Genomic DNA, 13,752 nt, shown 5'->3' on the forward strand with positions numbered 1-13,752 from the left:
GTACCTACGGAGCACGGAGCAGGAAGCCGGGAAGGTCGGCTTACACCCATGCATGTCACGCATCTCTCGCTGGCCGACTTCCGCTCGTACGCCCGGGTCGAGGTACCTCTCGATCCGGGCGTCACCGCTTTCGTGGGGGCCAACGGCCAGGGCAAGACGAATCTGGTGGAGGCCGTCGGCTACCTTGCGACGCTCGGCAGCCATCGGGTCTCCTCCGATGCGCCGCTGGTGCGGATGGGAGCGGACCGGGCTGTCATCCGGGCTGCTGTCACGCAGGGCGAGCGTTCGCAGCTGGTCGAGCTGGAGCTCAACCCGGGCAAGGCCAATCGGGCCCGGATCAATAGATCGTCGCAGGTCAGGCCGCGTGATGTGCTGGGGATCGTACGTACCGTGCTGTTCGCGCCGGAGGATCTGGCGCTGGTCAAGGGGGACCCCGGCGAGCGTCGCCGTTTTCTCGACGAGCTGATCACGGCGCGTTCGCCGCGGATGGCGGGGGTGCGGTCGGACTACGAGCGGGTGCTGAAGCAGCGCAACACCTTGCTGAAGTCGGCGGCCATGGCGCGCAGGCACGGCGGCCGGTCGATGGATCTGTCCACGCTCGATGTGTGGGACCAGCATCTGGGCCGGGTGGGTGCGGAGCTGCTGGCGCAGCGACTGGAACTGATCGCTGCGTTGCAGCCGCTGGCGGACAAGGCGTATGGGGATGTGGCGCCGGGTGGTGGTCCGGTGGCGTTGGAATACCGGAGTTCGGTCGGTGCGGGGGTGGATCCGGCGCGTACGCGTGAGGAGCTGTACGAGCAGCTGATCGCGGCCCTGGTGGATGTGCGCAAGCAGGAGATCGAGCGGGGTGTGACGTTGGTCGGTCCGCACCGTGATGATCTGTTGTTGGGGTTGCGGGGGATGCCGGCCAAGGGATACGCGAGCCATGGTGAGTCCTGGTCGTATGCGTTGGCGCTTCGGCTGGCTTCGTACGATCTGCTGCGCAGTGAGGGCAATGAGCCGGTGCTGGTGCTGGACGATGTCTTTGCCGAGCTGGATGCGCGTCGTCGTGAGCGGTTGGCGGAGTTGGTGGCTCCGGGTGAGCAGGTGCTGGTGACGGCTGCGGTGGACGACGATGTTCCGGGTGTGCTGGCGGGGTCGCGGTATGCGGTGTCCGCGGGTGAGGTGGAGCGGCTGTGAGCGGCCGTGAAGAGGTGCCCGGGGCTTCTGGGCGGCCGTCGCAGGAGTGGCCGGGGGAAGAGAAGCAGCCGGAAGCGTCGGGGGTCGATCTGGCGCGGGTGGCGTTGCGTGCGGCGAAGGAGCAGGCGCGGGCGCGTGGTGCCGCGGCGCAGCAGAAGAAACAGGCCAGGCGGGGCGGTGGGCTGCGTTCGGGGGCGCGGGCGGACGGTCGGGATCCGTTGCCGCTGGGTGCTGCGATCAATCGTCTGATCACTGAGCGTGGCTGGGAGACGCCTGCGGCGGTGGGCGGGGTGATGGGGCGCTGGCCGCAGATCGTCGGTGAGGATCTGGCCAATCACTGTGTGCCGCTGCGGTACGACGAGCATCCGGACGAGCGGGTGCTGACGGTGCAGTGCGATTCGACGGCGTGGGCGACGCAGCTGCGGTTGCTGGCGCCCCAGCTGGTGGCCCGGCTGAACGCGGATCTGGGGCATGGCACGGTGAGGATGATCAGGGTGTTGGGGCCGGGTGGCCCGCAGCGCAGGTTCGGTCCGCTGCGGGCGCCGGGGAGCACCGGTCCTGGCGATACGTACGGCTGAGGTGCCTGAGCTGGGATCTTCCTGTTTCTGAGAGCCTGTCGGGTGACCTCCGGTCGGATAGCGGACGCGGTCTGGTGCGTGCGATTCCAAGGCGGAGGAGGGAGTCGACGCGAAGGGGTCCCCCATGCCTTCAAGGCCCTTCAAGGCTATGGGGGAGTTGGTGACCGACGACAACGCGGGAAGCGTGCGTGCCAAGGCGTGGCCGCCCGGTCGGAGGTCACCCGACAGGCTCTGAGCCATGTGGGGGCTCTGTTCCGGATGTGGTGACGGCCTTGTGCTGTCTTCCTGACGGTGCTGTCCGCCGCGTCCGTGTTGTGCAGGTATGTGGTGGTTGTAAGTGCGGAGGGAGAGGGGGGTGTCCCTCACGGTAGCGGGAGGTTGACAGGCCGAAGCGCTCAATGCCCGCGTGAGCCTCTTGGGGGCCCTTCCTGAATATGGGGAGTCGTCAGCCGCTCATTCAGGGCGGCACATGCGTACTCAGGTACCGGCAAACCCCCATTCGTGTCGGTGCTACCGGTAGACTGGTGCGCAATCCCGCATTTTCGCGGGAGTCGTCGATACAAGCCGAACGACGCAGCCGCTCCCGACTGTCCGGAGAACGGCCTGTGCTGTGCCAGAAAGGGCGCTTCGTGGCCGATTCCGGCAACCCCAACGAGAACATTCCGTCCACACCCGGTGAGAGCCGCGGGGCAACTGCCCCGGGCGAGGTCACGGCCTCGTACGACGCCAGCGCGATCACCGTCCTCGAGGGTCTGGACGCGGTCCGCAAGCGACCTGGCATGTACATCGGTTCCACCGGTGAGCGCGGCCTCCACCACCTCGTACAAGAGGTCGTGGACAACTCGGTCGACGAGGCGATGGCCGGGCACGCGGACACGATCGACGTCACGATCCTCCCCGACGGCGGGGTCCGTGTGATCGACAACGGCCGAGGCATCCCGGTCGGCATCGTGCCGTCGGAGAAGAAGCCCGCGGTCGAGGTCGTGCTGACGGTGCTGCACGCCGGCGGCAAGTTCGGCGGCGGCGGCTACGCCGTCTCCGGCGGTCTGCACGGTGTCGGTGTCTCCGTGGTCAACGCGCTGTCGTCGCGGGTCTCGGTCGAGGTCCGGACGGACGGTTACCGCTGGACCCAGGACTACAAGCTCGGTGTGCCCACCGCTCCGCTGGCCCGCAACGAGGCCACCGACGAGACGGGGACGTCCGTCACCTTCTGGGCCGACGGGGACATCTTCGAGACGACCGAGTACTCCTTCGAGACCCTGTCGCGCCGCTTCCAGGAGATGGCGTTCCTCAACAAGGGCCTGACGATCAAGCTCACCGACGAGCGCGAGTCGGCGAAGGCGACGCTGGGCGCGGATGTTGCCGAGGTGGCCGAGGTCGCCGAGGCGGAGCAGGCCCGCACGGTCACGTACCACTACGAGGGCGGCATCGTCGACTTCGTGAAGTACCTGAACTCCCGCAAGGGCGATGTCATTCACCAGTCGGTGATCGACATCGAGGCCGAGGACAAGGAGCGCCTCCTCTCGGCCGAGATCGCCATGCAGTGGAACACCCAGTACAGCGAGGGCGTCTACTCCTTCGCGAACACGATCCACACGCATGAGGGCGGTACGCACGAGGAGGGCTTCCGCGCCGCGCTGACCACGCTGGTCAACAAGTACGCGCGCGAGAAGAAGCTGCTGCGCGAGAAGGACGACAACCTCACGGGTGACGACATCCGCGAGGGTCTCACGGCGATCATCTCGGTGAAGCTGGGCGAGCCGCAGTTCGAGGGCCAGACGAAGACCAAGCTGGGCAACACGGAGGCGAAGACCTTCGTCCAGAAGGTCGTCCACGAGCAGCTCACGGACTGGTTCGACCGCAACCCGAACGAGGCGGCCGACATCATCCGCAAGGGCATCGCGGCGGCCACGGCCCGCGTCGCGGCCCGTAAGGCGCGTGATCTGACCCGTCGTAAGGGGCTTCTGGAGAGCGCCTCGCTGCCGGGCAAGCTGAGCGACTGCCAGTCCAACGACCCGACGAAGTGCGAGATCTTCATCGTCGAGGGTGACTCCGCCGGTGGTTCGGCGAAGTCCGGCCGCAACCCGATGTACCAGGCGATCCTGCCGATCCGGGGCAAGATCCTGAACGTCGAGAAGGCCCGGGTCGACAAGATCCTGCAGAACACCGAGGTCCAGGCGCTGATCTCGGCCTTCGGTACCGGGGTCCATGAGGACTTCGATATCGAGAAGCTCCGCTATCACAAGATCATTTTGATGGCGGACGCCGATGTCGACGGTCAGCACATCAATACCCTGCTGCTGACGTTCCTCTTCCGTTTCATGCGTCCGCTGGTCGAGGCCGGGCACGTGTATCTCTCCCGCCCGCCGCTCTACAAGATCAAGTGGGGCCGGGACGACTTCGAGTACGCCTATTCGGACCGGGAGCGCGATGCCCTGGTGGAGCTGGGCAAGCAGAACGGCAAGCGGATCAAGGAAGACTCGATCCAGCGCTTCAAGGGTCTCGGCGAGATGAACGCCGAGGAGCTGCGCGTCACCACGATGGACGTCGACCACCGGGTCCTCGGTCAGGTCACGCTGGACGACGCGGCGCAGGCCGACGACCTCTTCTCGGTGCTGATGGGCGAGGACGTCGAGGCGCGGCGCTCGTTCATCCAGCGCAACGCCAAGGACGTCCGCTTCCTCGACATCTGAGTCGGCCGTACCAGCAAGCCGCCGCCCGAAAGGACTTTGACCAGCAATGGCCGACGAGAACACCCCTGTGACACCTGAAGAGGAGCCCACCGCCGCCGGTGTGGGCATGCGTGTCGAGCCCGTGGGGCTCGAGACGGAGATGCAGCGCTCCTACCTCGACTACGCGATGTCCGTCATCGTCTCGCGTGCACTGCCTGACGTGCGGGACGGCCTCAAGCCCGTCCACCGCCGGGTGCTGTACGCGATGTACGACGGCGGCTACCGGCCCGAGAAGGGCTTCTACAAGTGTGCCCGTGTCGTCGGTGACGTCATGGGTACGTACCACCCGCACGGTGACTCGTCGATCTACGACGCACTGGTGCGCCTGGCGCAGCCGTGGTCGATGCGCATGCCGCTGGTGGACTCCAACGGCAACTTCGGTTCTCCGGGCAACGACCCGGCCGCCGCCATGCGGTACACCGAGTGCAAGATGATGCCGCAGTCCATGGAGATGGTCCGGGACATCGACGAGGAGACCGTCGACTTCCAGGACAATTACGACGGCCGCAACCAGGAGCCGACGGTCCTGCCGGCGCGCTTCCCGAACCTGCTGGTCAACGGTTCCGCGGGGATCGCGGTCGGTATGGCGACCAACATTCCGCCGCACAACCTGCGTGAGGTCGCGGCCGGTGCGCAGTGGTATCTGGAGCACCCGGGGGCCTCGCAGGAGGAGCTCCTGGACGCGCTGATCGAGCGGATCAAGGGCCCGGACTTCCCGACGGGTGCGCTCGTCGTGGGCCGCAAGGGCATCGAGGAGGCGTACCGCACCGGCCGTGGCTCGATCACGATGCGCGCGGTCGTCGCGGTCGAGGAGATCCAGAACCGGCAGTGCCTGGTCGTCACGGAGCTTCCGTACCAGACCAACCCCGACAACCTGGCGCAGAAGATCGCCGACCTGGTGAAGGACGGCAAGGTCGGCGGGATCGCGGACGTCCGTGACGAGACCTCGTCGCGTACGGGTCAGCGTCTGGTCGTCGTGCTGAAGCGGGACGCGGTCGCCAAGGTCGTTCTGAACAACCTGTACAAGCACACCGATCTGCAGACCAATTTCGGCGCCAACATGCTGGCGCTGGTCGATGGCGTACCGCGCACCCTCTCGATCGACGCGTTCATCCGTCACTGGGTGACGCACCAGATCGAGGTCATCGTCCGGCGTACGAAGTTCCGTCTGCGCAAGGCGGAGGAGCGGGCGCACATTCTGCGTGGTCTGCTCAAGGCGCTGAACGCGATCGACGAGGTCATCGCCCTCATCCGGCGCAGCCAGACGGTCGAGGTGGCGCGCGAGGGCCTGATGGGCCTGCTGGAGATCGACGAGATCCAGGCGAACGCGATCCTGGAGATGCAGCTGCGCCGACTGGCCGCGCTGGAGCACCAGAAGATCACGGCCGAGCACGACGAGCTCCAGGCGAAGATCAACGAATACAACGCGATCCTGGTGTCGCCGGAGCGGCAGCGTCAGATCGTCAGCGAGGAGCTGGCGGCGATCGTCGAGAAGTTCGGCGACGACCGGCGTTCCAAGCTGGTGCCCTTCGACGGTGACATGTCCATCGAGGACTTGATCGCCGAGGAGGACATCGTCGTCACGATCTCGCGCGGCGGCTATGTGAAGCGTACGAAGACGGACGACTACCGCTCGCAGAAGCGAGGCGGCAAGGGCGTGCGCGGTACGAAGCTCAAGGAAGACGACATCGTCGACCACTTCTTCGTGTCGACGACGCACCACTGGCTGCTGTTCTTCACGAACAAGGGCCGGGTGTACCGGGCGAAGGCGTACGAGCTGCCGGATGCCGGCCGCGATGCCCGTGGTCAGCACGTGGCCAACCTGCTGGCCTTCCAGCCGGACGAGCAGATCGCCCAGATCCTGGCGGTCCGCGACTACGAGGTCGCGCCGTATCTGGTCCTGGCCACGAAGGGCGGTCTCGTGAAGAAGACCGCGCTGAAGGACTACGACTCGCCGCGTTCCGGTGGTGTCATCGCCATCAACCTCCGGGAGACGGCAGATGGCGCCGAAGGCACTGCGGACGAGTTGATCGGTGCGGAGCTGGTGTCGGCCGAGGACGATCTGCTGCTCATCAGCAAGAAGGCCCAGTCGATCAGGTTCACTGCGACGGACGATGCGTTGCGCCCGATGGGCCGTGCCACTTCGGGAGTCAAGGGCATGAGTTTCCGTGAAGGAGACGAACTGCTCTCGATGAATGTTGTCCGGCCGGGTACGTTCGTGTTCACTGCCACCGACGGTGGGTACGCGAAGCGGACTCCCGTCGACGAGTACCGCGTTCAGGGTCGCGGCGGCCTGGGAATCAAGGCCGCCAAGATCGTGGAGGACAGGGGCTCGCTGGTCGGTGCGCTGGTGGTCGAGGAGACGGATGAGATCCTCGCCATCACGCTCGGCGGTGGTGTGATTCGTACGCGAGTCAATGAAGTCAGGGAGACGGGCCGTGACACCATGGGCGTCCAACTGATCAACTTGGGCAAGCGCGATGCCGTCGTCGGTATCGCTCGTAACGCCGAAGCCGGTCGTGAGGCCGAAGAGGTCGAGGGGTCCGATGACGCCGAGACCGCGACGGCCGAGGCTGCCGAGAGCGCGGTCGAAGGCAATGTCGAAGGCACGTCGCCTTCGGCCGGGGAGCACGAGGAGTAGAGCGTGAGTGGAGCCACGGGCGCCGGTTCGGCCGCTTCCGGAGATGGAGCGAGCGGTGCCCGTGGCCCTGCCACGGACTCCCAAGGGGGCACTGTGACGGACACCCGGGGGCCTCAGCCCCAGTACGAGGGTTATGGGAACGGGCCGTTGCCCGGTGAGCGCGAGCCCGCACCTGGGCAGGCGAGCGGGCCGTACCACCCGCCGCAGGCGTATCCCTCGCCCGCCGGCGAGACCCAGGGCGGCCGACCGCACGGCACGCAGGGCGCCGCCCAGGCGGCCCGGCGGCCGAGGACAGGGGCGCGGACCACTCCGCGTACCCGCAAGGCGCGTCTGCGGGTGGCCAAGGCCGACCCGTGGTCGGTGATGAAGGTCAGCTTCCTGCTCTCCATCGCGCTCGGCATCTGCACGGTGGTGGCGTCAGCGGTGCTGTGGATGGTGATGGACGCGATGGGCGTCTTCTCCACCGTGGGCGGCACGATCAGCCAGGCCACCGGCTCGAACGAGAACAACGGCTTCGATCTTCAGTCGTTCCTGTCGCTGCCGCGGGTCCTCATCTTCACCTCGGTCATCGCGGTGATCGATGTGGTGCTGGCGACGGCGCTGGCGACGCTGGGCTCCTTCATCTACAACTTGTCGGCGGGCTTCGTGGGTGGCATCGAGCTCACGCTGGCCGAGGACGAGTAGGACGCCGGGTATCGATTTTGGGACTGGCCCCGACGTGCGCTAATCTTCAGAAGTCAGCGCACAGCGCGGCGGGGCTATAGCTCAGTTGGTTAGAGCGCATCCCTGATAAGGATGAGGCCACAGGTTCAAATCCTGTTAGCCCCACAGTGAAAGTTGAAGGCCCGGCTTCTCTTCGGAGAAGCCGGGCCTTCTGCGTGTGCTCGGCGCGATGCGTTCTCGGCTGTGCGTGCATGCGCAGGGGTACGGGGGTACGGGGGTTGAGGCACGCGGTTTCGGAGCGGTCGTGGTGCACGGGGCGCACCCCCCCGGCCCGGGACCGGGGCGCCCTGCGCTGGGAGAGTCGCCCGAGGGCTTGGTGCGTGCGCGGAGGTGCGCCCTGTGTTTCCGTGCCTGAGGGGGCAGGGCGGGGCTGGGCGCACGAAGAAGCCCCCGTCCGGCGTGAACCGGCCCTGGGGGCTCTGTGCGTCAGTTGCGCGGCTCTCACGGTGGGAGGAGGGACGTGTCCCCCGCCGGGGCCCCGTAGGTGGCGCGGGCGGAGTTCCTGGTGTCCGTGGCGTCCGTCGTGTCTACGGACAGATTTCGGGTGGCGGGTGAGGAGCCGTGTGCCTCTGCGCGGATGCGTTGCTTCATCGTGGGCGGCAGCGCCCTGTCACGCGGAAGGGTCCATCGCACCGACGGGGTGGTCGCGGTTGCCGCGGTCGCACCCGTGTGCTCGTGGTGCGGGGTGGTCGGCTCCGTGGTGGTCGGCTCCGTGGCCGTCGCCGGGGTACTCATGAATCCCAGTGCGGCGAGGAGCGCGAAGAGAGCGGTGACGAAGGTGGTCCAGATGCTCTTGGCCTTGAAGGTGCTCATGGCCCCTCGCTTTCGGGTGGTCCGGTTTGCTTGCCTTTCTGATGATGTGGATGTGGCCCGCGATTTCGTGGACCGACGCTGCCGATCCGCCGATCTTCAGATGAACACCACTCGTATGGTGCAACCGGCCTTGACGGGCTTGTGCGGGGGTGATCGGCGCGGTCGGATCCTCTGGCAGGAACGCTCCTCGGAACGAACCCAGGAACGCTCCTCGGAACGAACCCAGCCCGTGCGCTCCTCGCAACGAACCTGGAGCGATCCTTGGAAGATCGCTTTTCCTCGGGCGCCAGTTGGCGCAGGTAGGTCACCGATCGATATCGGCCGGTGTGTATAGTCGGGCGGCAGAAGTCCCCTACGTCAAGGAAAGACGAGGTCGCGCGGTGAAGAAGCTTCTCCTGGTCGCACTGGCCGCCATCGGCGGGCTCCTCGTGTACCGCCAGATCCAGGCGGATCGCGCCGAGCAGGATCTGTGGACGGAGGCGACTGACTCCGTGCCCGCAGGTTCGGGTGTGTGAGACAGAACAGTCTGATTGCGGGCCCCGGTCGCTGAGCGGCCGGGGCTTCGTGCTGTTGCGGGACCGTGACACCTGTGCTCTTGAGTTCACCTAAGCAAATCAAGAGGTTGCGACAGCGAAACGGCAGGGTCTTTCGGTCGAGGGGGCACGGGCGAAGGTACGGGATCACCACCGCCGCTGCGGGGGCATGGATCGGCGGGGCGCTGTTCGCTCTGGTGGCAGGCGCGATGCCGGCCGTGGCGGCGGCACCGGGGTGTGGCCGCCACTTCGGAGGCAGCCGGCTCCGGCTCGGGCAGCGGCTTGGCCATGGTGCTCGACTCGTCCGGCTCCATGGGGGACGACGACGGCATGGGGCGCACCCGGATGCAGAGTGCCCGTACGGCCGTCGGCACCGTTGTCGACGGCCTTCCCCACGGATATCCGACCGGGCTGCGGGTGTACGGCGCGGACCGTCCGCGGGGCTGCGCGGACACCGGGCTCGTGCAGCCGGTGCAGAGGCTCGACCGGGCAGCCGTGAAGCGGACGGCTACTGCTAACTTCCACCAGCAGGAGGGCGCGACCCCGCTGACCTCGGCGGTCGCCCGTATCCCGGCGGGGGCACCCGCGCCTGTGAGTGGGCGGGACGGTACCGGCTGGTGGTGGAGCGGGAGAGCAAGAAGGGCTCCGACGCGGCGCGTTGGCCGCTCCGACATCCGGCCCGTACACGCCGGTGGCGACTTCTCCATCTTGGTGACGCTGGGGGGCGGGGGCCGCCGGCATCGCCGAGAGCCCGCAGATCGGTGTCGTGCTGCGGGTGTCGGTGCTCGGTGATGAGCTGGCCGGCCCCGAGCGCCATGCTTCCACCGTGGCCAAGAAGGCGGATAAGAAGGGCAATTCGCACGGCGCCGGAGACAGCAGTGGTACGGGCGGGGCAGGATGGACCGGCATTGCGGCCGCTGCCGGGGCGGGCGCCGTGGTGGTGATCGCGGGGCTCGTGTTCGTACGCGGGCGTCGCGGGCGGGCCACCCAGACGACGAGGGGAAGCGCGTGATGAGGCAGCGCAACAGGGGCCGGGTGGCGCTGGCCGCGGTCGCGGCGATGTGCGCGGCGGCGGCGCTGCCGGGGCAGGCGTACGCGGCCGGGGAGCCCGCTGCGTACACCTTCCATCCCGAAGCGAAGCCGGTCAGCGGTGCGGAGGTCAGCACCGAGGCGCCGGCGCTCACGCCCGGATCGGTCTACAAGAGCTCGATCAAGCGCGGCGAGAAGCTCTACTACCGCCTGAACCTCGATGCGAAGACGAACGCATACGTCTCGGCGGTGGCCGTGCCCAAGGGCGGCGGCCAGGTCGCCTACGGGGACGGCATCACGGTCAGCATCAGGGACAGCGCGGACCTGCGGTGCAGTTCGCAGGACGCGCGGTTCGAGTCGGCGGAGTTCCCGCGCCCGATCGCGGCGTACGCCTACCGGATCATGGAGAAGGACAGCAGCACCTGCCAGGAAGCCGGAACGTACAACGTCCTGATCGAGCGGGAGAGCAAGGACACCTCGACACCCGATGCGTGGGACCTGGAACTGCGCTACGAGTCGGAGCCACAGCTGGGATCGGGCGGGTCGATGCCGACCGAGGCACCGGAGAACTGGCCGTCGGCGTCACCCGTGCCACCCACCGCCGCCCCACAGAGGCGGTCGGGCGGCACCAGCTACTACGACGCGACCGGTTTGGAAACCGGCGAGTGGCACGACAGCATCGCGCCGGGGCAGACCCGGTTCTACCGGGTGCCGGTGGACTGGGGCCAGCAGATCTTCGCCACCGCCGACCTGGGCAACAACAAGGCCTCGGACACATACATCGGCAACGCGCTCGCGATGTCCCTGGACAATCCGGCCCACGGGCATGTCGACGACGCGTCTCCGCTGTCGTATTCCGGCAAGCCCGCATCCGTCTCGCTGGACCCGCTGCCTCCGGTGGCGTACGAGAACCGATACGACTCCACCAGCAGCGTCAGCGCCATGCGATTCGCCGGCTGGTACTACCTGTCGGTGACACTCAGCCCGGAGGTCGCGAAGTCGTACGGTGACAAGGCGATCCCGCTGGCCCTCAAGATCAAGGTGGAGAAAACGGCGGAGAAGTCGCCGTACACCGGGGACGCCGGGGACTTCTCGGTCACGCAGGACGACAAGGACATGGCCAGGACCGGCAAGAGCGAACCCGAGGCGGCCAGGAGCGACACCATGAGGATGGTCGGCGTGGCCGGGATCGGTGTTGGCTCGGTGCTGGTGCTCGGGCTGGGTGTGTGGACGTTGCTGGCACGGCGCCGCACGGTGACCGCCCCGGCGGCTTCAGTCGCCCCGACGGCCCCAGTGGCCCCGGCCGGTTCGAACGGTCCGGTTGCGGGAGGTCCGGCCGGGGGCGGTCAGCCGCCGTACGGAGGCCCGACGCAGACCTGGTAGCCGGGCCGGAGCCGATACCGCGTACGGCAGGGGCTCCGGCCCGCTGTGCTCAGCTCTGGAACAGCGCCCAGATGCCCACGGCGAAACAGATCAGCGCCACCAGCAGGACCGGGACCGCCACCTTCGGGGGCGGTCCCGGTCGCTTCTGCGGCGTGTGCGCGGGAACAGCGGCCGAGACGTGCGCGGCGGCGGGGGCCTGGGCGAGGCGCGGAGAAAAGCCTGCTCCGGGACCGGGGACCTGCGGCTGACCCGTGGTGTAGGCACGGGTGCGAGCCGGTTCGTGCTGCACCGCGGCCGTGGGGGCCTGCGAGAGGTCCGGTGCGGGCGCGGGGAAGGGGGACGCCGTATGCGCCGGGAGTGGGGTGGGGGGCGTGGCCGACTGCGCCGGACGGGGCAGGGGCGCGGGCTGCTGCGGAGGCGGCGGGAGGTGGAAGCTGCCCGTTTCCGACATCGGGACCGGCGGCTGGGTGTAGGGCTGCTGCACGGGCTGCTGGGCTGCCTGGCCCGTCTGTGCGGGCTGCGCGTCCTGTACGGCTGTCCGGGGGGCCGTGACCGGTCCGGCGGGGCCGAAGCCGGCGGGCAGCGGCCCGAGTTGCTCGAAGACCTCCACCGGCTCGTCGTCGACGCCGGGCTCGGGCAGCATGTCGACCGCGGCCGTCAGCGCCTTGCGCGCGCCCGTGGCCGTACGGAACCGGGCCTGGGGATCCGGCTGCAGCAGCCCCGCGAGGACCTGCCACAGCGGCTCGGGGATCCCCTCCGGGGCGCTGGGAGTGCCGTACGAGGCGAAGTGCTCGACGAGGGCCTGCGCGTCCGGTTTCTTGCCCTGCAGCAGATACAGCGCGACGAGTCCGACCGCGAAAAGGTCCGCGGGAAAATCGGGTTCCGCACCCATCATCTGCTCGGGCGCGAAGTAACCGGGCGTTCCCACCACGTAGTTGGTCTCGGTGAGACGCGGCTCGCCCTTGCGCATGGAGATACCGAAGTCGGACAGCCGCAGATGCGGCCGTCCGGTGCCGGTGGCCTCCATCAGGATGTTGGCGGGTTTGATGTCCCGGTGCACGACGCCCTCCGCATGCACCGTCGACAGCCCGGACAGCAGTTGGTCGAGCAGCGTGCAGACGAAACGAGGGGGCAGTGGCCCGTAGTCGCCGATGACATGAGCCAGTGAACCGCCGCTCACCAGATCCATGGTGAACAGGACCTTGTCGTCGTCCGCGGCCCAGCTGGCCGGGGCGAGCACATGCGGGTGCTCGATCCGCAGCGCCTGCTCGCGGACGAAGCGCAGCAGCGTGTGCGCGTCGCTCTGCTGGAGGACCTTGGCCGCCACGTATCGGCGGCGCCGGTGGTCCCAGGCGCGCCAGACGGCGCCGACCCCTCCACGTCCGATCGGATCGATCAGTTCGTACCGACCGGCGAAGACCTCACCCATTGCGCTGCGCCCGCTCCCAGTTCCTGTTTCGGCTCGTGCCCGGCTCTCGGGGTAGTGCTTCAGGGCATGTCGGACAGGCCCTAGCTCTGGTGTCCCTCGTAGTGCGCCACTGCTTCCGCGGTGCGCCCTGCGCCGTACACCTTGAGGAACTCTGCCAGTTCGGGGTGGGTCGGGGCGAGGGAGTCGGCGGCATCGATGATGTCACCGGCGGCCGCGACCGAGCGCAGCAGCGACTGGATCTCGCGGACCACGCGCCGGACGGTCGGGGCGCCGCCGGTGTTGGAGGTCTGGCTGGTGCCGGTGAGGACGGAGCCGCCCTGGGACTTCTTGATCTCTTCCATGCGGTCCGTGGCCTCTCCCGCGCTGACGCTGCCGTCGGCCACCTGACCGGCCAGTTCCTGGAGTGCCTGGACACGCTGGACGACCGCGGGGTTGCCGATCTTGGCCCGCTGGCCGCTCATCAACTGGGAGAGCATGGGGGCTGACAGTCCGAGGACCGCAGCGAGCCGGGCCTGGTTCAGGCCGAGATCATCGATCAGCCGGCGGAAGAGCGCCCCGAGAGGCTCTCCGTACCAACTGCGCTGGAGTTCCCTGGCTCTTGCTGTCGCCTCTTGCTGAGCTGCATCCATTGGCGTCTCCCCTTCGCTGCGGCTTCGCTGCTGCGAACCTCGTCGAGCATCTTACGGAGAGTGGTCGCCGACCGGGAGTCCCC

12 protein-coding genes and 1 tRNA gene are annotated in these 13,752 nt (G+C 68.0%); 10 read left to right on the forward strand and 3 right to left on the reverse strand.

Annotation, left to right across the window (positions count from 1 at the left end; genetic code table 11):
* The first annotated feature begins 48 nt into the window (after window positions 1–48).
* From recF to ACZ3IC_RS12260, 6 genes are all read left to right on the forward strand, one after another.
* The gene (recF, locus tag ACZ3IC_RS12235; protein ID WP_467415216.1) at window positions 49–1,179 is read left to right on the forward strand and encodes a DNA replication/repair protein RecF; all 1,131 of its coding nucleotides are present in this window, start codon (window positions 49–51) and stop codon (window positions 1,177–1,179) included.
* A gap of 14 nt (window positions 1,180–1,193) precedes the next feature.
* A complete protein-coding gene (locus ACZ3IC_RS12240; RefSeq protein ID WP_467415426.1) occupies window positions 1,194–1,757 on the forward strand; it encodes a DciA family protein in 564 nt (187 codons plus the stop codon).
* Window positions 1,758–2,362: 605 nt separating this feature from the next.
* The gene (gyrB, locus tag ACZ3IC_RS12245) at window positions 2,363–4,450 is read left to right on the forward strand and encodes a DNA topoisomerase (ATP-hydrolyzing) subunit B (protein WP_467415219.1); all 2,088 of its coding nucleotides are present in this window, start codon (window positions 2,363–2,365) and stop codon (window positions 4,448–4,450) included.
* Between the two features lie 46 nt (window positions 4,451–4,496).
* Window positions 4,497–7,130, forward strand: a complete 2,634-nt coding sequence (gene gyrA / locus ACZ3IC_RS12250; protein WP_467415221.1) for a DNA gyrase subunit A — start codon at window positions 4,497–4,499, stop codon at window positions 7,128–7,130.
* A gap of 93 nt (window positions 7,131–7,223) precedes the next feature.
* On the forward strand, window positions 7,224–7,814 hold the full coding sequence (locus tag ACZ3IC_RS12255) for a DUF3566 domain-containing protein (protein ID WP_467415224.1): 591 nt from the start codon (window positions 7,224–7,226) through the stop codon (window positions 7,812–7,814).
* A 70-nt stretch (window positions 7,815–7,884) separates the two neighbouring features.
* Window positions 7,885–7,958: transfer RNA gene (locus ACZ3IC_RS12260), tRNA-Ile, on the forward strand.
* Between the two features lie 336 nt (window positions 7,959–8,294).
* Here ACZ3IC_RS12260 and ACZ3IC_RS12265 read toward each other — a convergent pair.
* The gene (locus ACZ3IC_RS12265) at window positions 8,295–8,666 is read right to left on the reverse strand and encodes a DUF6344 domain-containing protein (RefSeq protein WP_467415227.1); all 372 of its coding nucleotides are present in this window, start codon (window positions 8,664–8,666) and stop codon (window positions 8,295–8,297) included.
* Between the two features lie 380 nt (window positions 8,667–9,046).
* Here ACZ3IC_RS12265 and ACZ3IC_RS12270 point away from each other — a divergent pair, with 380 nt between their 5' ends.
* The 4 genes from ACZ3IC_RS12270 to ACZ3IC_RS12285 all read left to right on the forward strand — a co-directional run bounded on the left by ACZ3IC_RS12270 (window position 9,047) and on the right by ACZ3IC_RS12285 (window position 11,611).
* Complete coding sequence (locus tag ACZ3IC_RS12270; RefSeq protein ID WP_003958712.1) at window positions 9,047–9,181, forward strand: DLW-39 family protein; 135 nt, start codon at window positions 9,047–9,049, stop codon at window positions 9,179–9,181.
* 255 nt (window positions 9,182–9,436) lie between these two features.
* On the forward strand, window positions 9,437–9,991 hold the full coding sequence (locus ACZ3IC_RS12275; protein ID WP_467415230.1) for a vWA domain-containing protein: 555 nt from the start codon (window positions 9,437–9,439) through the stop codon (window positions 9,989–9,991).
* Window positions 9,966–10,211, forward strand: a complete 246-nt coding sequence (locus tag ACZ3IC_RS12280) for a hypothetical protein (RefSeq protein WP_467415232.1) — start codon at window positions 9,966–9,968, stop codon at window positions 10,209–10,211. The genes ACZ3IC_RS12275 and ACZ3IC_RS12280 overlap by 26 nt, the downstream gene beginning before the upstream one ends.
* Window positions 10,211–11,611, forward strand: a complete 1,401-nt coding sequence (locus ACZ3IC_RS12285) for a hypothetical protein (RefSeq protein ID WP_467415234.1) — start codon at window positions 10,211–10,213, stop codon at window positions 11,609–11,611. Before ACZ3IC_RS12280 ends, ACZ3IC_RS12285 begins: the two co-directional genes overlap by 1 nt.
* 49 nt (window positions 11,612–11,660) lie before the next feature.
* Here the strand turns inward: ACZ3IC_RS12285 and ACZ3IC_RS12290 are convergent, their stop codons facing one another.
* Together ACZ3IC_RS12290 and ACZ3IC_RS12295 are read right to left on the reverse strand one after the other, a co-directional pair.
* The gene (locus ACZ3IC_RS12290; RefSeq protein WP_467415237.1) at window positions 11,661–13,040 is read right to left on the reverse strand and encodes a serine/threonine protein kinase; all 1,380 of its coding nucleotides are present in this window, start codon (window positions 13,038–13,040) and stop codon (window positions 11,661–11,663) included.
* 80 nt (window positions 13,041–13,120) lie between these two features.
* Complete coding sequence (locus ACZ3IC_RS12295) at window positions 13,121–13,669, reverse strand: helix-turn-helix domain-containing protein (RefSeq protein ID WP_467415239.1); 549 nt, start codon at window positions 13,667–13,669, stop codon at window positions 13,121–13,123.
* Window positions 13,670–13,752 lie beyond the last annotated feature (83 nt).

The organism is Streptomyces sp. NPDC002958 (assembly GCF_055563255.1).

What these genes read in the sequence shown, in the direction of transcription:
- recF (WP_467415216.1), top strand. Translation starts at nt 49, where the DNA reads ATGCATGTCACGCATCTCTCGCTGGCCGACTTCCGCTCGTACGCCCGG.
- gyrA (WP_467415221.1), top strand. Translation starts at nt 4,497, where the DNA reads ATGGCCGACGAGAACACCCCTGTGACACCTGAAGAGGAGCCCACCGCC.
- ACZ3IC_RS12265 (WP_467415227.1), bottom strand. Translation starts at nt 8,666, where the DNA reads ATGAGCACCTTCAAGGCCAAGAGCATCTGGACCACCTTCGTCACCGCT.
- ACZ3IC_RS12285 (WP_467415234.1), top strand. Translation starts at nt 10,211, where the DNA reads ATGAGGCAGCGCAACAGGGGCCGGGTGGCGCTGGCCGCGGTCGCGGCG.
- ACZ3IC_RS12290 (WP_467415237.1), bottom strand. Translation starts at nt 13,040, where the DNA reads ATGGGTGAGGTCTTCGCCGGTCGGTACGAACTGATCGATCCGATCGGA.
- ACZ3IC_RS12295 (WP_467415239.1), bottom strand. Translation starts at nt 13,669, where the DNA reads ATGGATGCAGCTCAGCAAGAGGCGACAGCAAGAGCCAGGGAACTCCAG.